A 23,550-nucleotide genomic window follows, 5' to 3' on the forward strand; every position below is an offset into this window, starting at 1 on the left:
TCCTATTTTTAGTTACTAACCATCAAAAAAGTAATAGAGCTATACACCTTTATAACTTTTCATTATAATTCGCGCCTACTACATGATCCGAGTACTAATTCGACATGACGTTTTCTTCGTCATGTCGAATTTTCTGCATTTGTATAATATATAGAAGAATTGCTTATTGAATAGTTTGTGCCATTTGCATAAACTTGTCTAAGTTTTCTGCGTCATTTTTCGTAAAAATGGTTAGCTTCATTGGTTTCTTTCCTTTAACCAACACGGCGTTTACCGTATGATCGCCAGATGTGGCTTCATACCAAACAGAATCTTTGAAGATTCCATTCTCTTCAAGATTCTTTTTCTCTGCTGCATTTTTATTAACTGCTGTTGCCGTTTGTTTAACAGATTGAGCAGCGTCATCCAGCGATGCTTCTGATGAAAGCATTTCAATACGCATAAATTGAGAATCATCTGAAGTTAACACTAACGCATCTTTTCCAGGTTCTTCACCCGTTAGTTTATAGCCGTCCATTACTTGAATAGAATAATCTTGTTCTGGGCTTTTTGTTAGTTTTGTTTCTGAAGAAGACCTTGACTGTCCACCTTCCGCCGTTTCGCTAGTCGATGATTGACTTCCTGAAGGTTCGGCTGAGACCTCAGCAGAATCCGCATCTTTTTTCGACTCTTCTTTTGCAGCGCCTGATGTTTGATCAGATTTAGAAGCTGTATCCTGCTGAACATTTTCTGCTTGATCATTAGACTTCGGCTGAGCAGAATCTTCGTTCGTCCCGCATGCAGATAGTAATAGGGCTACCGATGCACTGACAATGAAAAGTTTGTTCATGTATTTCATATTTATTCCTCCTCCGTGTTTCTTTTCCTTATATACTGTTTTATAGTATTCTGACAAATTCCGCAACCGGTACAATGGAATTAATTTCTTGCTTCCTTACGCGTATAAAGGGTTATAGAAGGAAAATAAATATTATTTTTTGAGAAGATGAGCCTTTTTACTCAAAATAAAAAACGTTGCGTAATCCGCAACGTTTTAAGACGCCCTCGACAGGATTCGAACCCACCCTAAGAGAACCGGAATCTCTTGTGCTATCCACTACACTACGAGGGCATATTTGTCACAACTTCCATTATAGGAGAGAAAACTTCTCTTTTCAATAGAATACTACGTTTATTTTTTTTAGAAGGGGGAAAAATTTTAATAATGTTAAAGAGGAATACATAGTCTTTTAAGCGAATATGTGTAGTAGAGGTTCTTTTGTTTGACCTTTATTGACCATACGTGTATTATAGGTACATAACAAATTATTCTTGTTAAGGAGGAATTTAATATGAACTTAATTCCTACAGTTATTGAACAAACAAACCGTGGTGAACGTGCTTATGACATTTATTCACGTTTATTAAAAGACCGCATTATTATTTTAGGTAGTGCTATTGATGATAATGTAGCTAACTCGATCGTTTCTCAGCTTCTATTCTTAGCTGCTGAAGACCCAGAAAAAGATATCTCACTTTATATCAACAGCCCAGGTGGCTCTATTACAGCTGGAATGGCTATCTATGATACGATGCAATTCATTAAGCCAAAAGTTTCTACAATTTGTATCGGTATGGCTGCATCAATGGGTGCTTTCTTACTGGCTGCTGGTGAAAAGGGCAAACGTTTTGCTCTTCCAAACAGCGAAGTAATGATTCATCAACCTCTTGGTGGTGCTCAAGGACAAGCTACTGAAATCGAAATTGCGGCAAAACGTATTCTATTCTTACGTGAAAAACTAAATTCAATTTTAGCTGAGCGTACAGGTCAACCGTTAGAAGTGCTACAACGTGATACAGATCGTGATAATTTCATGACTGCTGAACGCGCTTTAGAATACGGTCTAATTGACAAAGTATTAGAAAACGACCCTAAATAAGAAAAAAGCCTTTCCCACTTTGGGAAAGGCTTTTTTATGCATCGTTCTCTACGTAAGCGACTAACGCATCCATTGCTTCTTTTTCATCTACCCCTTCAACAATGAGCGTAATAAGAGAACCGTTATTAATCGCTAAGCTCATTAACCCCATGATACTTTTAGCGTTGACTACTTTCTCATCTTTCTTCAAGTACACATCAGATGTAAAACGAGTTGCTTCTTGCACGAATAGTGCCGCAACACGAGCTTGTAATCCCGTTTTTAATTTTACTTCTACTTGTTTTTCCATGATAAAATCCTCCCCCTTGCAATTCCCCTTATGTGACTGGCTGACCGGCGCGAAGCTTGTCTGCTATTTGGTCAATTTTACGCAATCGATGGTTAATGCCTGATTTGCTAATTTGACCTCCAGATACCATCTCACCAAGCTCCTTTAACGTAACGTCTTGATATTCCACACGCAAACGAGCAATTTCTCTCAGCTTTTCTGGTAAGATATCTAATCCAGCTGTTTCATCAATATAACGAATGTTTTCCACTTGACGAATGGCCGCTCCGATTGTTTTGTTTAAGTTAGCTGTTTCACAATTAACTAAGCGATTAACGGAATTTCGCATATCTCGGACAATTCTTACATCCTCAAACCGTAAAAGAGCGTTATGGGCTCCAATGATATTTAGAAACTCCGTAATTTTTTCAGCTTCTTTCAAATAGTTAATATAGCCTTTTTTCCGTTCTAATGTTTTACTATTCAATTGAAATTCGTTCATTAAATTGCATAAAGCTTCGTTGTGCTCTTCATACAATGAGAAGATTTCAAGATGGTACGATGATGTCTCCGGGTTATTAATAGAGCCACCGGCTAAAAATGCGCCTCTTAAGTAGGATCGCTTACAGCATTTCTTTTGTACTAGCTCTGGTGAAATACGATGTGTAAACGTGAATCCTTCTTCTACAATTTTTAAGTCTTCCAAAAGCATTCTTGTTTTCTCTACTAATCGAACAATATACACATTGTTTTTCTTCAGCCGCATTTTCTTACGTACAAGCAGTTCTACTGACACATCATAATTTTTCTTAAGCAGGACATAAATGCGTCGAGCAATCGCTGCATTTTCAGTTTGGACATCAACTGTGAATTTTTTATTCGAAAAAGAAAGTGAACCATTCATTCGAATTAATGCAGAGAGCTCTGCTTTTGCACAGCAATCCTTGACTTCTAAATTCGTTAACTCTTTTTTTGTTTCTGATGCAAATGACATAACTTCACCTCCAATCTACATACGGAAATAGTGTTAAACACCAGTATTCGCTTTACCTTGCAGCGATGTCAGCATAGAATACACAAGCTTTGCTACTTTTTTTGTATCATGCCTAATTACGCTGCCGTCATACTGAATAATTTGATCTTCAATCACTTCTAACCCTAATTTTAGCAATACTTCACGGTCATATTCTACAGGCTGAGCCTGCTCTACTTGATATTTCTTTTTTAAAGGTGCCGGAATAGGTGCATTATTGACAATAATCGCATCTAAAAACGCACACGGCATATGGTTGTAAAGCGCTTTAATATGATCACTTGCCTTAAAACCCAATGTCTCACCCGGCTGCGTCATCACGTTGCACACGTACACTTTCTTTGCTTTTGTCGAACAAAGCTCATTACAAATATCTTGCACCAGTAAATTCGGCAAAATACTTGTATAAAGACTTCCCGGCCCCAATACAATTAAATCGGCGCGTCGAATAGCTTTTATTGTCTCGACAAGCGGTTTCACATCGGCAGGCGATAAAAACACTTTATTAATTTTTTTATTAACTTCTGGAATTTTAGATTCACCTGTTACGATGGATCCATCTTGCATCTCCGCATGCAGCACAACACTTTGATTAGCTGCCGGAAGCACTTTCCCTCTGACGTTTAGTACTTTGCTCATTTCTCGTATAGCATGCACAAAATCGCCAGTAATAGACGTCATAGCTGCAAGCAACAAATTGCCAAGAGAATGGCCTGTAAGCTCATTTCCTGTATCAAATCGATGTTGAAAAAGCTCTTCAACTAGTGGCTCTACATCAGATAAAGCAGCTAGCACATTTCGAATATCACCAGGAGCAGGGATTTCAAGTTCATCGCGCAATCGGCCAGAACTTCCCCCGTCGTCTGCTACGGTTACGATAGCTGTAAGATCAAGAGGGTATTCCTTCAACCCTCTTAACAGCACTGGTAAACCCGTTCCTCCCCCAATGACGACAACTTTTGGAAGCTGTTCACTGCTCATCTATGATTTTCCTTTCTCCTCTCAATGTCACGATGAGAAATATGAGTTTTGTATTCATTCTGGAAATGGTGACCTAAATATTCAGCTAATGTGACGGAGCGATGCTGTCCCCCTGTACACCCTATAGCGATGACCAGCTGGCTTTTACCTTCTCGCTTGTACTGCGGAAGCATAAACGAAAGTAGGTCTACTACTTTTTCAATGAACTTTTGAGTTTCCGTCCATTTTAATACGTAAGAAGAAACCTCTTCTTCAAGCCCTGTTTTAGGACGCATATGGTCAATATAGTGAGGGTTTGGCAAAAAGCGCACATCAAAGACTAAATCAGCGTCAATAGGCACCCCGTATTTAAAACCAAATGACATCACATTAACAGTAAAAACTTGTGAAGCGTGCGAAGAAAACTGAGTTAAAATCTTTTCTCTAAGCTCTCTTGGCTTTAACTCTGATGTCTCATAAATAAGCTGAGCTCTTCCTTTTAACTCCTCAAGCAGCTCCCGTTCCATACCAATTCCTTCTAACGGTAAACCCGAAGGAGCTAGCGGATGTGAACGTCTCGTTTCTTTGTAGCGCGTCACCAGTACAGAATCTTTTGCATCTAAAAATAAAATTTGTGGCGTGACCCACGTTGTTTCACTCATGTTATCTAATGCTTCAAATAGGCTTTCAAAAAACTCTCTGCCTCGCAAATCCATAACAAGAGCAACTTTATTCATTTTATTCCCTGACTCTTTCATGAGTTCCAAAAATTTCGGTAGCAATGTAGGGGGTAAATTATCTACACAAAAGAACCCTAAATCTTCAAAACTCTGAATTGCTACTGTTTTTCCTGCACCTGACATTCCAGTAATAATCACTAATTGAATATCGCTTACAGACCCAGTACTCATTTTTCATCCCCCTCAATCTATGCATACATGTCTATTTATCATTAACAAGGATCAATTCGATAAGATAATAACTCGAAATCCGTTGTATACGTAAAGTTGCCATAAATAACACCCGACCCTTTTGCTACATAATCGATAATGTGATGATCTCCCGGGGCCATCGGCAATTCACTTACTTCACTCAAATTATGCCAACCGAGTTTGCCTTCTTCTGATTCTAGCACATTTGTCCCATCAAAATCTGTAGCAAAAAAAGTAAACATCATCCACTCAGATGAAATTTGATCGTTTTCTTTCATCGTAAATGTAAAAATACCTTTTACAGTGGGATTTTTCAAATAAATTCCTGTTTCTTCACGAAATTCTCTTACAACAGAGTCTTTTACAGATTCTCCTTGCTCCATTTTCCCACCCGGGGCCACCCACCAGTTTCTTCGTGGCTTTTGAAGCAACAATACTTTATCGTCTTTCATTAATACACAATTTGTGACCCTTTGCATGTTTTCCACCTCATCATATGTATACTGACATTTTCTTTTATTATACTACGAAACAAACTTCTCTCACAACGGAGATGAACTAACTATTACTAAATTTTCTGAAAATAAACGCTTGCTGTTATATACGTAAATTCAATCTGTTATAGTCAAAAAAAAGAGGCATAGGAACACGTCCTATGCCCGACATACATATATTTTATAAAAGGGGGTCAATTACTATCTATATAGTACCCCATCAATGTTTCACAGGTGTTACAGAACAGTTAAAACCGAATTACGTTTTGTAAACGATTGATTTCAGCCTTATTGCTGAATAGCTTTTAACTTTTCTTTTAACTCTTCTACATAGTGCTGAGCCGCTTGAGCAGCAATGCTGCCATCACCTGTAGCTGTTACAATTTGACGAAGAGCCTTTTCACGAACGTCTCCAGCTGCGAACACACCTGGTACTTTTGTTTCCATTTGCTCGTTCGTTTCAATATATCCTTCTTTATTCGTGATGTTTAGGCTTTCGAATGGTTTTGTTAGTGGAACCATTCCAACATAAATGAATACGCCGTCCGCACCAAACTCGCGCTCTTCACCTGTTTTTGTGTCTACTAACGTTACGCTGCCTACTTTACCGTCTTTTTCATTTACTTCTTTGACTGTTGTATTCCAAATAAAATCAACTTTTTCGTTGTCAAATGCACGCTGCTGTAGGATTTTCTGCGCGCGAAGCTCATCGCGTCGGTGAATAATTGTTACTTTTGTTGCGAAGCGTGTTAAATATACGCCTTCCTCAACCGCAGAGTCTCCACCGCCTACAACGACTAGCTCTTTACCTTTAAAGAATGCACCGTCACATACAGCACAATAAGATACGCCGCGGCCGCCTAGTTCTTTTTCTCCTGGCGCACCTAATTTTTTATATTCAGCACCAGTAGCAACGATTACTGAACGTGTTTTATATTCTTTGCTGCCTGCACGAACTGTCTTGTATTCTTCTCCGTCGATGATTTCTTTAATATCACCGTACGCATATTCCGCACCGAATTTTTTTGCATGCTCAAACATTTTGTTAGAAAGGTCAGGACCAAGGATATGATCATAACCTGGATAGTTTTCTACATCTTCCGTATTAGCCATTTGACCGCCTGGAATTCCGCGTTCAATCATTAGTGTTGATAAATCTGCACGAGATGTATATACAGCAGCAGTCATACCTGCTGGACCTGCCCCAATAATAATGACATCATAAATTTTTTCTTCTGTCATTTCTTTACACTCCTTTTAGGAAATTCCTTCGTAGTTGATTCCAAATTTATGGATAATTATTTCGTTACCACTATCCTAATATGTTCTTCCTATTATCGTCTATTTTTTTGCTCAATTTAATAACGTATTCACAATTTTACTGTACTTTCTAACTGTTGCAGCCGAAATGGAATATTGTTTTGCCGCATCGGCTTGAGTAATAGACTGGTTTTGTTCTTTCGCCCATATATATGTGACGGCTGCAGCCCATGCATTTACGTTCACATGCTGAAAATCATAGGATTGTTTATATACCTGTACATATACATAAAACCAAAAGCTTAAAAGATCCTGGGTATCACTTTCAGTCTGCGATTCCATCTCCAGTTCAATAACATCTGCCACCTCAAAAATCACATGTTGTTTATCCTGCCATACATACGTATATACTTCATCCAAAAGTGTACTCATATGTATGGACGATTTGATTTCTTCTAAAAGAAGCAGACGCTGCTGTTCAGGAAGCTTTTTTGCCATATACAAGCTGTAAAGCTGATCGTGAACATTGTTTGTTGCACACTTCTTTTTCGCTGTAACATCCACTTTCGATTGAAAAACCTTCGCAGCTTTTTGACTGATGCGCCAAGGCTCCTCTCCTTCTTTATCAGGAACGTCTTCCAATGCCAGCTTCCACATTTCTTTAGAGAAGGCTTCATGTCCAGTATAGTAAGAGGCGTATGAAAGCCAATAATGAAATGAGTTGTCTCCTTGAAAACCTTGTGTATAAAGCTTTTTTAACCATCTGTATGATAGTTTGTATTGACCAATCAACGCAAATGTTGCTCCAAGCTTATAGCGGTGTTCAAATGACATCGGATAAACGCGGCTAAGCCCGTCTGTAAGCTCCTCAACTTCTTTATGCTTATGGCAATAATAATAGAAAATCAGCTGATTGCATAACGCATGAAGATTTCCAGGGTTTTTCTCCAATACTTCATTCAGCAAATCCATTGCCTCATCAATTTTATTTAAATAAAAATAAGCTAACGCTAAATTATTATATGCAGACCAGAATTCTGGATACTCATCAATTATTTCAGTTAACAAATCCACTGCTTCTTCAAAATTCGTTGCTTCAAGCAGTCGTTTTGCTTGTTCTTGTTTTATAATCAGCATGTCGCCTAGCTGATTTTTAGGCTCTTCATCTTCTTCATCCACATCAATTGATAGTAAATCTAACAGATCTGTAGCCGATCGAAAGAGGTCACCATTTGGAAAATGCTCAATGTAATACATCGCGTATTTTTTTGATTCTTCAAACAGTCCAAGATGCGCATAGCTGTTGGCTATATAGTAGTAACAGCTTCCTAATGTATCGTCCATATGATGAATCACATGGAGAAAAAGCTCGTTGGCATCTTGATAATCTCCCTGCTCCGTTAAAGCTACTCCAACGTTTGTAAGAAGCTGTGGATTACGGGCATTTTCTTTGTTTGCACGCGTTAAATACTTGAGCGCTTTATCTGACTCCTCTTCTTCAAACGCCTGCAGCGCTTTTTCGAAATAGAAGTCACCCGTTTGCGAAAATGGAATTACTTGTGCCATTTTTTGAATTACTTTTGAGTGTTTTTCCATTAAGCCCTCCAAATAAGTTGATAATTTCGACGTTCGTAGTATATCACATTTGCCAAGAAGTTTAATACCTCTATTCAAAAAAGGAGCCTGCAAGCAGTCGTTTCTTGACGCAAATAAGAGAAGGTTTTGCCTCTTTTATCTAAAATGAGACAACTCCTTCTCTCCTTTCACTATGTAGCTATTAGCTAGAGTGACGTTCCTTTAATACTGATAGGACATCGTCCAAAGGCAGCTTTTGCTCACGAAGTAAAACAAGTACGTGGTACAGTAAATCCGCAACTTCCCACTTCAGCTCATCATGGTCACGATTTTTTGCTGCAATAATCACTTCACCTGCTTCTTCTCCTACTTTTTTGAGGATTTTATCTACGCCTTTATCGAATAAGTACGTCGTATAAGCTCCTTCTGGCATTTCAGCTTCACGCTTAGCAATCACTTCTTCTAGCTCATTAATAATAGCAAACCGATTATCATTTTGTTTATTTTCGCCAAGAATTGTTTCATTAAAACAGCTGTAAGCCCCCGTATGACAAGCAGGACCTTGAGGCTCCACTTTTACAACAAGAGAATCAGCATCACAGTCATATGCCATGCTCACAATTTTTTGTGTGTTCCCAGAGGTTGCGCCCTTGTGCCATAACTCTTGTCGAGAACGGCTGTAAAACCATGTTTCACGTGTATCAATTGATTTTTGAAGTGATTCTTCGTTCATATAAGCCAATGTTAAAACTTCTTTGCTCACAGCATCTTGTACAATAGCTGGCACAAGTCCATCACTGTTGAATTTAATGTTTTCAATCGTCATCGAATGCTCACTCCTTGTTGTTTTGCATAGCTTTTAATTTCTTTTACAGATGTTTCTTTATAGTGAAAGATCGAAGCCGCCAAAGCCGCGTCAGCTTCTCCTTTTTCAAACGCATCGACAAAATCTTGACCATTTCCTGCGCCGCCAGAAGCAATAACAGGAACGCTCACCGCTTGGCTGACTGCTTTGGTTAACGCTAAATCAAACCCTGACTTTTCGCCGTCTTTATCCATGCTCGTTAACAAGATCTCACCCGCACCGCGCTTCACTGCTTCTCTTGCCCAGTCGATTACTTCCCAGTCCGTTGCATTGCGGCCTCCGTGTGTATAGACTCGCCATGATTGTAAGCTTTCATCGTACTTAGCATCGATTGCTACCACAATACACTGAGCTCCAAAAAAGTCGGACCCTTCTGTAATCAGTGCTGGATTGAGTACGGCCGCTGTATTTAATGACACTTTGTCTGCACCAGCACGAAGCATTCTCTTCATATCTTCTAATGCATTAATTCCTCCGCCCACCGTAAAAGGAATCGCTAGCTGAGATGCTACTTCTTCTACAACATGTACCATTGTTTTGCGTCCTTCATGAGAAGCAGAAATATCTAAAAAGACTAATTCATCTGCGCCTTCTTCATCATAAAATTTCGCCAACTCTACAGGATCTCCTGCATCTCGAAGTTCCACAAACTGAACTCCTTTTACCACACGGCCGTCCTTTACATCTAAACAAGGAATGATTCGTTTTGTAATCATTACGCTTTCACCTCTTGAAGTGCTTCAGCTACTGTAAACTTATTTGTATAAAGTGCTTTCCCTACAATCGCACCAATAACGCCGTCAGCTTCATATTTCTTTAGTGCATCTAGATCAGCAAGCTTACTAACTCCCCCTGATGCAATCACACCTTTTCCAGTAGCCTTAGCCATTTCAACAATTCCTTCCACATTAGGACCAGACAGCATACCATCTGTAGAAATATCCGTGAAAATAAATGTTTCCGCACCAGCATTAGCCAATTCTTTTCCTAGTTCTGTCGCTTTGATTGTAGATGTTTCCACCCAGCCTTCCGTCGCAACATAGCCATCACGTGCATCAATACCAATAGCAATACGCGCACCATATTCCTTCAACATTTTTTTCACAAATTCAGGATTTGAAATAGCTGCACTTCCTAAAATAACGCGGTCAATTCCGTTTTCTAAATAGTAAGCAACGTCAGCTTCTGAGCGAATGCCTCCTCCAATTTGCACACGTACATTTAATTTCTTTTTCACGCCTAGCACAAATTCATCATTCACGCGCTTAGCCGCTTTTGCGCCGTCTAAATCAACCATGTGAATCCACTGAGCGCCTTCACTTGCGAATTGTGTGGCCATATCTACCGGAGAGTCTCCGTACACCGTTTCTTTTGTGTAATCTCCTTGAAGCAAACGGACGCACTTCCCTCCGCGCATATCAATGGCTGGATATATTTCAAATTTGCTCATACGATGGGCTCCTTTTCTCTACGAAGTTTGCATAATTTTGAAGCATTTGCATTCCGATTGCACTGCTTTTTTCAGGGTGGAATTGAGTGCCAAATACGTGTTCTTTTCCAACAACTGCTGGAACTTCAACATCATAAGGACTTGTTGCTAAAAGCACGTCTTGGTCGTTTGTTTTTACGTAATAAGAGTGAACAAAGTACACGTGACCTGCACTGATTCCATCAAGCAGAGCGGACTGCTGATGAAAATCTAAAGAGTTCCAGCCCATATGCGGAACTTTATATGTCTGTCCTTCGGCAGTAATGCCGGGAATACGCTCGACTCTCCCTTTTAACAGTTCCAGCCCTTTTGTTACACCGTTCTCATCGCTTTCTTCAAATAAAAGCTGCATACCTAAACAAATTCCAAGCAAAGGCATTCCTTTTTCTACTTCTTCTTTAATAAAGTCCGTCAGCTTTGTTTGATTCAGCTGTTCCATCGCATCTTTGAATGCTCCAACTCCAGGAAGAATCAGCCCTTTTGCCTTTCTTAGTTCTGCAGGATCTGCGGAGATGATATAGTCATAGTTTAATCGTTCAAGAGCTTTACTTACGCTGTATAAGTTTCCCATCCCATAGTCAATAATGCCAATCATTTACAACATCCCTTTCGTCGAGGGCACACCTTTGACACGCGGATCAATCGTTGTCGCTTCGTCCAAAGCACGTGCTAATGCCTTAAATACCGCTTCAATAATGTGGTGCGTATTTTTACCGTAGTGTACGATTACATGTACATTCATGCGAGATTCTAATGCAAATTTCCATAAAAATTCATATACAAGCTCTGTATCAAATGTACCGACGCGCGAAGCGGGAATGTCACCTTTAAATTCAAAATGAGGACGATTGCTTAAATCTACTACGACTTGGGCTAACGCGTCATCCATTGGTACAAACGCATTTCCATAGCGTTTAATTCCTTTTTTATCACCGAGCGCTTCTTTGAAGGTTTGACCAAGGCAAATACCGATATCTTCCGTTGTATGGTGATCATCAATCTCCGTGTCTCCATCTGCTTTTACATCAAGGTTAAACTGTCCGTGTTTTGTAAATAAATCGAGCATATGATTTAAAAAAGGAACGCCTGTATCAATGTTCGCTTTTCCTTCTCCATCGATTCCAATCGCTAATGCAATATCCGTTTCGTTTGTTGTACGTTTAATACTTGACTCTCTCATTGTGAAACTCCTTTCAACTGTGCATGTAATAAGTAAAGAAAAGAACATTTCTACTCTTTTTTTTAATCTCCGCCTTATTTTTTAAAGCGTTCTTCAACCGCCCTTGCATGAGCTTCTAGCCCTTCTAAACGAGCAAACGCTGCGATTTTTGAGACATTTTTATGCAGGGCTTGTTGGCTGTATGAAATAATACTAGACTTCTTCACAAATGAATCAACTGATAAAGGACTTGAGAATTTTGCTGTCCCATTGGTTGGAAGAACATGGTTTGGTCCAGCGAAATAATCGCCAACAGGTTCTGAACTGTATCTTCCTAGAAAAATAGCACCGGCATGACGAATGGAACCTAAAAGTTCAAGCGGACTTTCAGTCATAATTTCTAAATGCTCAGGGGCTAATTGATTCACAGCTTCAACCGCTTCTTCTAATGACCCGGTCACATAAATAGCGCCATGGTTATCAATAGAAGGTTTGGCAATTTCTTTACGTGGTAAAGATTCTACTTGCCTTTCCACTTCTTCTTTAACAGCTTCGGCTAACTTCATAGAAGGCGTAACTAAAATACTTGAAGCTAATTTGTCATGTTCTGCTTGAGACAATAAATCAGCGGCCACTTCGTTCGGCTTAGCCGTATCGTCTGCTAGTACGACAATTTCACTAGGTCCAGCAATTGAGTCAATGTCTACTAAGCCATATACTTCTCTCTTCGCCAATGCAACAAAGATATTACCAGGCCCTACAATTTTATCGACGGGTTGAATTGTTTCTGTTCCATAGGCAAGTGCTCCTACTGCCTGAGCTCCCCCTACTTTATAAATCTCTTCGACCCCAAGCTCACTCGCTGCTACAACTACTCCAGCAGGAAGCGCGCCGTCTTTTCCTGGAGGTGAAACCATCACGATACGTTTTACACCTGCCACTTGAGCAGGAATGACATTCATTAAAACGGAAGAAGGATACGCTGCAAGACCTCCCGGTACATAAACACCTACTGCATCTAAAGGCGTTACTTTCTGCCCTAAAATGGTGCCGTCTTCTTTTGTTGTCATCCAAGACTGCTCGACCATTCTTTCGTGGTAATCACGAATGTTGTCAGCAGCTTCACGAATGATTGACAGCATATCTGCATCAACCAGCTCATAAGCACGCTTCTTTTCTTGTTCTGTCACAAGCAAAGAAGAAAGCTCAACGCCGTCAAATTGGGCTGTATATCTTTTTAAAGCTTCGTCTTTTTGCTCTTGCACTTGTTTTAAAATATTTACGACAATTTCTCTTTGAGCACTCGTCCCTTGATCAATCGTACGCTTTAAGCTCACTTGTTCTGTTACACGTGTAATTTTCAATGTATGTCACCTCTTTTATACAGGTTGAACCACTTGGGCTAAACGATTCACTAAATCATCAATTCGTTCGTCTTTTAAACGATAGCTTACAGGGTTCACAATCAAACGCGATGTAATATCTTCAATGTGCTCCAATTCAACAAGTCCGTTCTCTTTTAGTGTTTGTCCTGTTGATACAATATCAACAATCCGATCAGCAAGGCCGATTAAAGGCGCTAATTCAATCGAACCATTCAATTTAATAATCTCTACTTGCTCTCCTTGCTCCCTGAAATAAGTAGATGCTACATTTGGATATTTGGTTGCCACTTTTTGAGCAATTTCTGATTTTTTAGCATTAGGCAAGCCGGCAACGGCCAGATGACATTTACTAATATTTAAATCCAACAGCTCATAGACATCTCGTTCTTCTTCTAACATTACGTCTTTGCCTGCAATACCAAGATCCGCTACTCCGTATTCTACATAAGTAGTAACGTCCATTGGTTTCGCTAAAATAAAGCGCATGTTCTCTTCAGGAATGTCTACAATCAGCTTGCGCGAATCGTCAAATTCTGGCGGCAATTGAAAGTCTGCTTGACGCAAAAGTTCAGCTGCTTCTTCAAAAATACGTCCTTTTGGCATTGCAATTGTTAATAGTTCACTCATTATTGTCCCCCCTTGCCTCGTTTTCCAATTAGAAACGTGACTTCTTCAAACTGTGCAGTAAATACATCAACATCATCAACGCCCGCAATTTCCTGAGTCACTACCCGGTATCCTTGCTTGCGCTGTTCAGCAGCTAAAGCTAATGCCTCATCTAAACGCTCTTGACTATATAATATGCCGTATACTACTGAAGGCTCATATACTTCTTCGCCCAGCGCTTCAATTAAGCGGTCGAGCTGAATTCCAAATCCTGTAGCTGGTGTTTTAGACGCGAATTTTTCAAGAAGCTGGTCATAACGTCCTCCATTACCGATATGGAAACCAACGTTTTCAGCAAAAACTTCAAATAAAATACCTGTGTAATAGCTCATATGACTGACTAAGTTAAAATCAATTTTAATTTCATCCGTTACACCGTACGCATCAAGCATATTCCATAGCTTTTTCAAATCACCAGCTGCTTTTTGCCCAGCTTCGTTTTCAACGAGTTCAACCGCTTCTTCAATCTTCTTTTCATCTCCACGCAGGTTAAGCAGCTGAAGGAGACGCTGTTTATCGATAGAAGATAAATTCAAATCTTTTACATGATTACGATAACCCACGTAATTTTTCTCATATAAAAAGCGGCGAAGCACGTTAGCACGTTCTTCATTTCCGACAATCTCTAAAAAAAGCGAATTAACGAACCCGATGTGGCCAATTGCGACTTTAAATGATTTAAGTCCCGCTCTTTTTAATGCGCCGATCATGAGAGCAATGACTTCAGCATCGCTGCTCATCGTAGCATCTCCAATTAGCTCAACGCCTATTTGTTCAAACTCCGCCGGGCGGCCACCCTCACGCTGCTGAGCTCGGAATACATTTGCTTCATAAGCTAAGCGCAAAGGAGAATTATTTAAAAGTTTTGAAGCGGCCACACGTGCAAATGGCGTTGTTACATCCGGTCGCAGCACAAGCGTATGCCCTTCTTTATCTAAAAGTTTAAACAATTGTTGATCTAAAATAGCTGATGCACTTCCTACCGTCTCGTAGTATTCCACAGTAGGTGTTGCCATATATTGATAGCCCCAGCTGCTGATTTCATCTGCCAGCTGACTGCGAACTTGTTTTTTTCTTTCAAAAAGAGCTGGCAGGGTATCTCTCATTCCAAGGGGTTTTTCAAACATAAATAACTTTGACATTCTGACACGTCCTTTAAGCTTGATTTTATCTATTAAGGAACCATTGATAGGTTGATTTTACTTTATCGCGCTAATGTATTAGCGAAATAACAAATTAAAGTTATTGATAGTTTACACCCGATAAAGTCAGCCGTCAACCGCCAGCTGTTCAAATTTACAAAAAAAACCACAGCTTAGTTCTTGCTAAGTTGTGGCTTTAGGTTCTGCTTCCCTGCGCTTTTCCATTTCTTCTTTTGTATAGATGACACGCATAGGGTTACCTCCAACAAAGAAACCGGGTGCTACATCTTTATGAACCACCGTTCCAGCCGCTACAACCGCTTCGTTGCCGATTGTTACACCTGGAAGGATGGTGCTATTTGCTCCAATCATCACTTCATCCCCAATGATGACATCTCCAAGACGATATTCCGTTATCAGATATTCATGAGCGAGAATAGTGGTATTGTATCCAATGACCGTATTGCGTCCTACTTGTATTTTTTCAGGAAACATAATATCAAGCATCACCATAAGGGCAAAGGATGTTTGAGGTCCTACTTTCATCCCTAAGCACGCTTTATACAGCCAGTTTTTCATCGAAAGAAAAGGCGTATAACGAGCGCATTGAATGATGAGGAAGTTGCGCACTACTTTCCAAAAAGGCACGGTCTTATAGACATGCCAAAGGGAGTTAGCTCCTTTAACCGGATAGCGCGTTGTTTTTCTCACTGACGTTCTCCTTTTAATATATCAATTAAATCCGTCATATTTTCTAAAATAATATCAGGGTTATAAGAAGCGATATGATCTCTTCCTTTTGCACTCCAAGCAACTCCAGCTGTTTTCGTGTAAGCTCTTTGGCCGGAAACGATATCGTGATGGTTATCTCCTACCATCAGCGCTTCTTCAGGTTTAGCATCAAGCAGATTCAGCGCTTTTTCGACCGGCTCAGGATGCGGCTTTGCATTTGTTACGTCTTCAATTGCGACAATCGTATCAAAGAACTGATCTAACTTTGTTAACTTAAGCCCCATCATGACCGTATTTCTTTGCTTAGTTGTGACAATACCTAATTTATAATTCTGCTCGTGCAGCCATTTAACTGTTTCAAGTACGCCTTCAAATTCTTTCACAAGCAAATCATGATTGGCTAGATTATGCGTGCGATACATCTCAATCATTTCGTTTACTTTCGTTTTATCCATTTCTACAAACGTGTCGTATAAAGGCGGACCCATGAACTGTAAAATATCTTCACGAGTGTATTGTTCAGGATAATAGTGATTAAGCGTATGAGTAAACGAAGCAATAATTAATTCATTTGTATCAATTAACGTACCGTCTAAATCAAACAAAACCGTATTAATCGTCATTATTTATTTCCTTCCCTTGCGTCAAATCAAATTTGTCTAAACCTTGTAGCTTTTCTTCATTTACGCCTTAGATTGTGTTTCTTCATTCTCTAAGTATTTCTGTTTACTCATTCCCGTCACGCGGCGGATAATAATTAAAATAATGGCTATGACAATCAGTGCAAGTGAAACAACTTGAGCGATTCTGAGTGTATGCGTCAGCATTAAACTATCCGTGCGAAGCCCTTCTACAAAGAAGCGTCCAACTGAGTACCAGATTAAATAAGATAAGAAAATTTCTCCTTTTCGCAGACTGGTGCGGCGAAGTACCATCAACAGGATAAATCCGGCAAAATCCCATAATGATTCGTATAAAAACGTAGGGTGATAATATGTACCATTAATATACATTTGGTTAATAATAAAATTTGGAAGGTGCAACCCTTCTAAAAAAGCACGGGTAACCGGCCCCCCATGTGCCTCTTGATTCATAAAGTTGCCCCAGCGCCCAATGGCTTGGCCAAGGATTAAACTAGGCGCAGCAATATCAGCCAACTTCCAAAATGAAATCTTTTTTACTTTCGAATACACAATGGCAGTTAATACGCCTCCGATTAAGCCACCATGAATGGCGATCCCGCCTTGCCAAATCTGAGGTATTTCGTTCAAATGCTTTGAATAGTATCCCCATTCAAAGGATACATAATAAATTCGTGCACAAATAATAGCTATTGGCACAGCAAATAGAATAAGATCAACAAATGTATCTTTTGATAAGCCTCTTCTTACGCTTTCTCTTGTCGCAATATAAAGACCCAACAGAACACCTGCACCGATAATGACACCATACCAGTAGACCGTTAGAGGGCCAATTTCAAGGAAAACGCGATCTAACGGCTGAATAGTTGCTTCCACAAGTTAACACCCTTTCTTATAAATCTTCACGGTCTCCTTCTTCAATTACATCTGTTAGACGTGCAGAAAATTGTTCTGCTGCGTTAATACCCATACGCTTTAAGCGGAAGTTCATTGCTGCCACTTCAATGATAACAGCTAAGTTTCGTCCCGGACGTACTGGCAATGTAATTTTTGTAACGTCTGTATCAATAATTTTCATTTTATCTTCTTCTAAACCAAGGCGATCATAATGTTTCTGCTGATCCCATGTCTCTAACTGAATAACAAGTGAAATTCGCTTATAGCTTCGTACAGCTCCTGCGCCGAATAGCGTCATCACATTGATGATCCCTAGTCCTCGAATTTCAAGCAAATGCTCGATTAAACCAGGCGCATTTCCTACAAGGGTGTCTTGATCTTCTTGACGGATTTCCACACAGTCATCGGCTACTAGACGATGCCCCCTCTTAACAAGCTCTAGAGCTGTTTCACTTTTACCAACGCCGCTTTTTCCCATGATTAATACACCAATTCCGTATATATCAACTAATACGCCGTGCAGGGCAGTCGTAGGTGCTAGCCTGCTTTCAAGAAAATTCGTTAAATGGCTGGAAAGTCGCGTTGTTTTAAAGCTTGAACGCAGCACGGGAACTGATTCACGCTCTGAAGCTTCGATAAGTTCTTTCGGTACATCCATTTCGCGGGAAACAATGATAGCCGGCGTGATATCTGTACACATTTTTTCCATTCGAACTTTTTTTTGTTCCTCATCTAACTGTTTAAAAAATGATAGTTCTGTTTTACCTAACAGCTGGATACGTTCTGCTGGGTAGTATGTAAAATAACCTGCCATTTCAATACCTGGACGTGAAATATCACTCGTTGAAATAGGGCGGTCGATTCCTTCTTCTCCGCTAATAAGCTCTAATTTAAATTTCTCAATGATGTCTTTTGTACGTACTTTAACCACCGTGCATCCTCCTTTTATAAACAGTCATATACCTGTTCATGTCTACAGTATATCCAACTCTCGCTTTTATGTCGCGTTTGGTTCTACTAGCCACTTTATTTTATCATTAATACAGAAAGAAAAGAAAAAAAAGATGGCATAGGCTGCATCGCCTTACCATCTTTTTTAGAAAATTAAATATTGCAAGAAAGTTATCTTCTATTTTGAAGCGGTTCAACAATCACTCGTTGAATAAGCGCATTTAGAAGCGACATAATTACCGAGGCTAAAAGCGCTGTACCAAACCCGTCAATATTAAAAGAATCTCCCATAACACTTTGTGTAATCATCAGCGTAATGGCATTAATGACGAATAAGAATAGGCCAAGCGTAAGAAATGTCACCGGCAGGGTAAGTAAAATTAAAATCGGCTTAACAAACACATTCAAAATCGATAGAATTAAGCTCGCGATAATAGCTGCACTGACCGATTCCAAGTGAAAGGTGTCAATATAACCTGCGATTACGATTAATACGAGGGCATTGATTAAAATACTAATGATTCCACGCAATAACATTTTTAGAAATCTCCTTCTTCATTTGGAACTAAAAACACAAAAATCATATATAAAATGACCGGAGTACCTACTGTAAAAAATAAACTGATGATAAACAATACGCGGAGTAGTGAAGCATCTATTCCGATATACTGAGAAATACCGCCGATAACACCCGCAAGCTTGCGATTTGTTCGCGAACGATACAACTTTCGCACGTTAATCATCTCCTTTGTTTTTTTACTAAAACAAGCATTTTCTATTTTATAACAATTGAGCCTGTTTTGGATTCAGCTAACAATTTATAGCCTTTCGGCGAAGCGACATTTGCTTTGAAACGAAGTTGTTTCATCACCGTTTCTTTTTTCTCATCTACTATTTCCATCTCAGGAAGTGTACACGTAAAATTCCCAAAGTTAGATTTCAAATCTCCATCAACGGAGAGGTGGGACGGCGTATAGAGCGTAATGCTTCCTGTAGTCGTTTTGAAAAATGCTTTTTCAATGCGCTCTCCTTTTAAATACGTATCAATATCCCCGTTAAATGTCTGAACATCAATCTTTTTTGTATCTCCATCAAATTTAACCGTTCCATTGATTGTTTCAAGCTCACATTTCGAAGCGAGTATTCGAGAAAGTTCCATATGCCCGTTTGATGTCTCCATTTCAAGAGAATGGCTATTCACATCGTAAAAGCGGATGGTGCCATTAGCTGTTTTGGCTTTCAGGTCTCGTACGCTTAGTCTTTCCCCATCGATTGAACCATTAAACATACGGAGCTTGACGCGTTCATATTCCATTTCTGGAATATAAATAATCGCTTTCACCTTCATTTGCTTTTGCTGAATTGCAAAGCGCAGTTTGCCATTTTCGATGGAAAATGCGGTATGCTGCAAGAAAGTGCGGCGCGCTTCATCCGAATTCTCTACTTTGTAGATAGCAGCTTCACACTCTATTCGTACTTCTGTACTTCCCCAAGGTCGGAGTTGAACGCTTCCATTTGCTAAATCTACGTCAATCTCTTGAATATATGCTTCTGATTGCTGAAAGATGTGCTGAACGTCAATCGAAGGACCAAAGTTAAAATCTAAATCTCCTTCTTTTACTTTTTTTACCGTTTGATCTACAAATGTAAATAATTTTTCCTTTAAAGAGCTTTGAGATGACTTAGAAGCGTACGTTTTTTTCTGTTTTCCTCCTACATAAGGGGATAGCTCAGCTTTATCAGGCGTAGCATAGTAAGAGTCATTAGCTGAGTCTTTTTCCAGTGAATTCAGCAAGGTTAAAGCCTCATCTACGCTAAGTTTCCCTTCTTCTACCATCTGTAAAATTTGTTTGCGCTTTTCACTCATACCTTCCATCTCCTCTTTACGTTTTAGTCATTTAACTTTTATCTGCTTAATATTTGTATCCCTTTTACAATATTCCATACAAACACAACAACATTAACTAAAGAAACAACAACTAAAGCTACAATTAAAAGAATAAATACCGTTCCACTAGAGCCAGTAAGAGCAGGAAGCAAGAAAAATAAGAACAAGATCGCTGTAGCGATAGGTAATAAATGTGACAAAAATGCAGTTTTTGCATGTTTCTTTACTTCTATGTTATGAACAACAAAATAAATAATAATAGGTAATAAAAATGGTGCAAAGAAAACGCTAAAATAATTTAAGGAAGATAGTATGCGATTTCCTTCCATAATAATCAGCTCCTTATATCATGTATTACGTTTTAATGAGTTAAAAAGTTTCATTCTTTATAAAAAAGACACCAATGCTGGTGTCTTTTAACGAGTTAATGCCTCTGCTTTTTCAACTTTTTTCTCCATACGCTTACGGTCACGTTCTAAAATTGGCTTCAAATAATGGCCCGTATAGGATTCTTTTACTTTCGCCACTTCTTCTGGCGTACCCGTAGCCACAATTTGTCCGCCTTTATCTCCACCTTCAGGCCCTAAATCAAGTAGATAATCAGCTGCTTTGATCACGTCTAAATTATGTTCGATCACTAGAACTGTATCTCCATTTTCAACTAAACGCTGAAGCACTTTTAATAAACGTGCGATATCATCGACATGAAGACCGGTAGTCGGTTCGTCTAAAATGTACAGCGTTCTTCCTGTTGAGCGACGGTGAAGCTCTGAAGCTAACTTTACACGCTGGGCCTCTCCACCCGATAAAGTAGTGGCCGGCTGTCCAAGCGTGATATAGCCAAGTCCTACATCGTAAATGGTCTGCAGCTTCCGCTTAATCTTTGGAATGTTTTCAAAGAAGTGAAGCGCGTCTTCAACTGTCATATCCAACACATCTGAAATGTTTTGATCTTTGTATTTTACTTCTAAAGTTTCCCGGTTATATCGTTTGCCGTGGCAGACTTCGCAAGGAACGTATACATCTGGCAGGAAATGCATTTCGATTTTAATAATACCGTCTCCTCGACAAGCTTCACAGCGGCCGCCTTTCACGTTAAAGCTAAAGCGGCCTTTTTTATATCCGCGCACTTTTGCTTCGTTTGTTTGGGCAAATACATCTCGAATGTCATCAAATACACCTGTATAGGTTGCAGGGTTTGAACGAGGCGTACGGCCTATGGGAGACTGATCAATATCAATGACTTTATCTAAATGTTCAATGCCTTTGATTTCTTTATGTTCTCCTGCTTTGCTTTTTGCTTTATGCAGCTTTTGCGCCAATGATTTGTGAAGGATATCATTTACAAGCGTACTCTTACCTGATCCAGATACACCTGTAACAGCTGTGAATACACCTAACGGAAGCTTTGCTTTTACATTTTTTAAATTGTTTTCTTTTGCTCCTATAATTTCAATCATCCGATCTTTATCTATCGAACGTCTTTCGGCTGGAAGTGGAATAAACTTCTCTCCTGATAGATATTGACCCGTTAAGGAATTTTCATCATCCATCACTTCCTGAGGCGTGCCTTGAGAAACAACGGCACCCCCGTGTACGCCCGCTCCTGGTCCGATATCAATTAAATAATCAGCTGCCATCATCGTATCTTCATCATGCTCTACAACAATCAACGTATTCCCAATATCGCGCATGTCTTGCATTGTGCGAATTAAGCGATCGTTGTCACGTTGATGAAGACCGATAGAAGGTTCATCTAAAATATAAAGAACCCCCGTCAAACGAGAACCGATTTGAGTAGCCAAGCGAATGCGCTGCGCTTCCCCTCCTGAAAGAGTTCCAGCAGAGCGGTTCAATGTTAAGTAATCAAGTCCCACGTTAATGAGAAAGCTTAGACGCTCACGAATTTCACGCAGTATCATATCCGCAATCTTCATGTCTTTTTCAGATAAACTGAGACTTTCAAAAAAGTCATATGCTTCTTTTACTGAAAAGCGTGTTGTATCTCCTATATGCTTTTCGTCAATAAGCACCGCTAAGCTTTCGCGTTTTAAACGATTTCCTTTACATTTTGGACAAGCTTGCTGAGCCATGTATTTTTCCATTTGCTCACGGATATAATCAGAACTTGTTTCATGATAACGGCGTTCTACGTTCCGAAGCACACCTTCAAATTCGATATGATTTTCTCTTACTTGGCCAAAATCATTTTCATAGCGAAAGTAAATTTTTTCTTTACCGCTGCCATATAATACTTTATCAAATAAATGTTCCGGGATATCTCGAACCGGCACATCCATGTCGATGCCGTAATGTGTACATACGGCTTCAAGCAGCTGCGGATAGTATTGAGAACTTGTTGGCTCCCAAGGTGCAATTGCGTGCTGATGAAGTGTTAAGTCATAGTTAGGAATCACTAAATCTTTATCCACTTCCAATTTCGTTCCTAACCCGTCACACGTCGGACACGCCCCGTACGGACTATTAAATGAAAACATGCGGGGCTCAAGTTCTCCAATGGAGAAGCCACATTTTGGACAAGCATGATGCTCGCTAAAAAGTAATTCTTCCTCACCTATTACATCAATAATTACTTTCCCATCTCCAAGGCGAAGAGCTGATTCCAAAGAGTCCGACAAACGAGCGGCTACACCTTCTTTGACAACAACGCGATCAATCACTACTTCAATGGAGTGCTTTTTGTTTTTTTCCAATTCAATTTCTTCTGTTATTTCACGCATTTCTCCGTCTACTCGAATGCGAACGTACCCTTCCTTTTTAATATCTTCTAATACTTTTACATGGGTGCCTTTTCGGCCAGATACCACAGGGGCCAGTACTTGAAGTTTTGTACGTTCAGGGTACTCTAAAATTCTATCTACCATTTGCTCAATCGTTTGAGACGTAATTTCAATTCCATGATTAGGACAAATCGGCTTTCCTACACGAGCAAACAAAAGGCGCAAATAGTCATAGATTTCGGTCACAGTTCCGACGGTTGAACGAGGGTTTCGGCTCGTTGTTTTTTGATCGATTGAAATAGCAGGCGACAATCCTTCGATCGAATCTACATCTGGCTTATCCATTTGACCTAAAAACTGTCTTGCATACGCCGAAAGTGACTCGACATAACGTCTTTGTCCTTCAGCATAGATTGTATCGAAAGCTAAAGAAGATTTACCAGAACCTGACAACCCTGTTAATACCACTAATTTGTCTCGCGGGATTTCAATATCGATATTTTTCAAATTGTGGGCTCGTGCACCTTTTACCACGATTTTTTCCATCGCCATG

At 39.6% G+C, this 23,550-nt stretch carries 26 protein-coding genes and 1 tRNA gene; 1 reads left to right on the top strand and 26 read right to left on the bottom strand.

The features are described from left to right. Positions 1–163: 163 nt before the first annotated feature. Positions 164–838, bottom strand: coding sequence for a hypothetical protein (locus NST66_RS24575; protein ID WP_028412049.1), 675 nt, complete (start codon positions 836–838; stop codon positions 164–166). A gap of 201 nt (positions 839–1,039) precedes the next feature. Then, positions 1,040–1,111, bottom strand: a tRNA-Arg gene (locus NST66_RS24580). A gap of 220 nt (positions 1,112–1,331) precedes the next feature. Between NST66_RS24580 and clpP the strand changes: the two genes are divergently transcribed. Then, positions 1,332–1,919, top strand: coding sequence for an ATP-dependent Clp endopeptidase proteolytic subunit ClpP (clpP, locus tag NST66_RS24585; protein ID WP_013059707.1), 588 nt, complete (start codon positions 1,332–1,334; stop codon positions 1,917–1,919). Positions 1,920–1,953: 34 nt separating this feature from the next. Here the strand turns inward: clpP and NST66_RS24590 are convergent, their stop codons facing one another. From NST66_RS24590 to uvrA, 24 genes are all read right to left on the bottom strand, one after another. Then, positions 1,954–2,208, bottom strand: a complete 255-nt coding sequence (locus NST66_RS24590) for an HPr family phosphocarrier protein (RefSeq protein WP_013059708.1) — start codon at positions 2,206–2,208, stop codon at positions 1,954–1,956. Between the two features lie 28 nt (positions 2,209–2,236). Continuing rightward, the gene (gene whiA, locus NST66_RS24595) at positions 2,237–3,181 is read right to left on the bottom strand and encodes a DNA-binding protein WhiA (protein ID WP_013085390.1); all 945 of its coding nucleotides are present in this window, start codon (positions 3,179–3,181) and stop codon (positions 2,237–2,239) included. Between the two features lie 33 nt (positions 3,182–3,214). Then, positions 3,215–4,201, bottom strand: coding sequence for a gluconeogenesis factor YvcK family protein (locus NST66_RS24600; protein ID WP_028412048.1), 987 nt, complete (start codon positions 4,199–4,201; stop codon positions 3,215–3,217). Then, positions 4,198–5,091, bottom strand: coding sequence for an RNase adapter RapZ (gene rapZ, locus NST66_RS24605; protein ID WP_013059711.1), 894 nt, complete (start codon positions 5,089–5,091; stop codon positions 4,198–4,200). The genes NST66_RS24600 and rapZ overlap by 4 nt, the downstream gene beginning before the upstream one ends. Positions 5,092–5,132: 41 nt before the next feature. Further along, the gene (locus NST66_RS24610; protein WP_013059712.1) at positions 5,133–5,591 is read right to left on the bottom strand and encodes an 8-oxo-dGTP diphosphatase; all 459 of its coding nucleotides are present in this window, start codon (positions 5,589–5,591) and stop codon (positions 5,133–5,135) included. 303 nt (positions 5,592–5,894) lie between these two features. Beyond that, complete coding sequence (trxB, locus tag NST66_RS24615) at positions 5,895–6,848, bottom strand: thioredoxin-disulfide reductase (RefSeq protein ID WP_013059713.1); 954 nt, start codon at positions 6,846–6,848, stop codon at positions 5,895–5,897. Between the two features lie 111 nt (positions 6,849–6,959). Further along, on the bottom strand, positions 6,960–8,462 hold the full coding sequence (locus NST66_RS24620) for a tetratricopeptide repeat protein (RefSeq protein ID WP_099000234.1): 1,503 nt from the start codon (positions 8,460–8,462) through the stop codon (positions 6,960–6,962). Between the two features lie 181 nt (positions 8,463–8,643). Further along, entirely contained in the window at positions 8,644–9,267 is a 624-nt protein-coding gene (hisIE, locus tag NST66_RS24625; RefSeq protein ID WP_013059715.1) for a bifunctional phosphoribosyl-AMP cyclohydrolase/phosphoribosyl-ATP diphosphatase HisIE, read from the bottom strand. After that, positions 9,264–10,022: an imidazole glycerol phosphate synthase subunit HisF gene (gene hisF, locus NST66_RS24630; protein ID WP_025752585.1), complete on the bottom strand. Its 759-nt coding sequence runs from the start codon at positions 10,020–10,022 to the stop codon at positions 9,264–9,266. The genes hisIE and hisF overlap by 4 nt, the downstream gene beginning before the upstream one ends. Next, entirely contained in the window at positions 10,022–10,756 is a 735-nt protein-coding gene (hisA, locus tag NST66_RS24635; RefSeq protein WP_025752584.1) for a 1-(5-phosphoribosyl)-5-[(5-phosphoribosylamino)methylideneamino]imidazole-4-carboxamide isomerase, read from the bottom strand. The genes hisF and hisA overlap by 1 nt, the downstream gene beginning before the upstream one ends. Beyond that, the gene (gene hisH, locus NST66_RS24640; RefSeq protein WP_034264272.1) at positions 10,743–11,390 is read right to left on the bottom strand and encodes an imidazole glycerol phosphate synthase subunit HisH; all 648 of its coding nucleotides are present in this window, start codon (positions 11,388–11,390) and stop codon (positions 10,743–10,745) included. The genes hisA and hisH overlap by 14 nt, the downstream gene beginning before the upstream one ends. Beyond that, entirely contained in the window at positions 11,391–11,975 is a 585-nt protein-coding gene (gene hisB, locus NST66_RS24645) for an imidazoleglycerol-phosphate dehydratase HisB (protein WP_013059719.1), read from the bottom strand. Positions 11,976–12,049: 74 nt separating this feature from the next. Next, entirely contained in the window at positions 12,050–13,318 is a 1,269-nt protein-coding gene (gene hisD, locus NST66_RS24650) for a histidinol dehydrogenase (protein WP_099000235.1), read from the bottom strand. A gap of 15 nt (positions 13,319–13,333) precedes the next feature. Next, positions 13,334–13,966, bottom strand: coding sequence for an ATP phosphoribosyltransferase (gene hisG, locus NST66_RS24655; protein WP_013059721.1), 633 nt, complete (start codon positions 13,964–13,966; stop codon positions 13,334–13,336). Continuing rightward, positions 13,966–15,147, bottom strand: a complete 1,182-nt coding sequence (locus NST66_RS24660; RefSeq protein WP_028412043.1) for an ATP phosphoribosyltransferase regulatory subunit — start codon at positions 15,145–15,147, stop codon at positions 13,966–13,968. Before NST66_RS24660 ends, hisG begins: the two co-directional genes overlap by 1 nt. A gap of 183 nt (positions 15,148–15,330) precedes the next feature. Beyond that, the gene (locus NST66_RS24665; protein WP_013059723.1) at positions 15,331–15,858 is read right to left on the bottom strand and encodes an acyltransferase; all 528 of its coding nucleotides are present in this window, start codon (positions 15,856–15,858) and stop codon (positions 15,331–15,333) included. Next, positions 15,855–16,502, bottom strand: a complete 648-nt coding sequence (gene ppaX, locus NST66_RS24670; protein ID WP_033580418.1) for a pyrophosphatase PpaX — start codon at positions 16,500–16,502, stop codon at positions 15,855–15,857. The genes NST66_RS24665 and ppaX overlap by 4 nt, the downstream gene beginning before the upstream one ends. A gap of 60 nt (positions 16,503–16,562) precedes the next feature. Further along, the gene (gene lgt / locus NST66_RS24675) at positions 16,563–17,396 is read right to left on the bottom strand and encodes a prolipoprotein diacylglyceryl transferase (RefSeq protein ID WP_033580417.1); all 834 of its coding nucleotides are present in this window, start codon (positions 17,394–17,396) and stop codon (positions 16,563–16,565) included. Positions 17,397–17,412: 16 nt separating this feature from the next. Beyond that, positions 17,413–18,348, bottom strand: a complete 936-nt coding sequence (gene hprK, locus NST66_RS24680; RefSeq protein WP_028412040.1) for an HPr(Ser) kinase/phosphatase — start codon at positions 18,346–18,348, stop codon at positions 17,413–17,415. Positions 18,349–18,539: 191 nt separating this feature from the next. Then, on the bottom strand, positions 18,540–18,905 hold the full coding sequence (locus NST66_RS24685; RefSeq protein WP_013059727.1) for a phage holin family protein: 366 nt from the start codon (positions 18,903–18,905) through the stop codon (positions 18,540–18,542). A 2-nt stretch (positions 18,906–18,907) separates the two neighbouring features. After that, a complete protein-coding gene (locus NST66_RS24690; protein ID WP_013059728.1) occupies positions 18,908–19,102 on the bottom strand; it encodes a PspC domain-containing protein in 195 nt (64 codons plus the stop codon). 41 nt (positions 19,103–19,143) lie between these two features. Further along, positions 19,144–20,235, bottom strand: a complete 1,092-nt coding sequence (locus NST66_RS24695) for a DUF4097 family beta strand repeat-containing protein (RefSeq protein ID WP_028412039.1) — start codon at positions 20,233–20,235, stop codon at positions 19,144–19,146. A 38-nt stretch (positions 20,236–20,273) separates the two neighbouring features. Continuing rightward, the gene (locus NST66_RS24700; RefSeq protein ID WP_013059730.1) at positions 20,274–20,585 is read right to left on the bottom strand and encodes a hypothetical protein; all 312 of its coding nucleotides are present in this window, start codon (positions 20,583–20,585) and stop codon (positions 20,274–20,276) included. Between the two features lie 87 nt (positions 20,586–20,672). After that, on the bottom strand, positions 20,673–23,549 hold the full coding sequence (uvrA, locus tag NST66_RS24705; RefSeq protein WP_028412038.1) for an excinuclease ABC subunit UvrA: 2,877 nt from the start codon (positions 23,547–23,549) through the stop codon (positions 20,673–20,675). Position 23,550: the final 1 nt, after the last annotated feature.

The organism is Priestia sp. FSL W8-0524 (assembly GCF_038005965.1).
Classification (GTDB): Bacteria; Bacillota; Bacilli; order Bacillales; family Bacillaceae_H; genus Priestia; species Priestia zanthoxyli.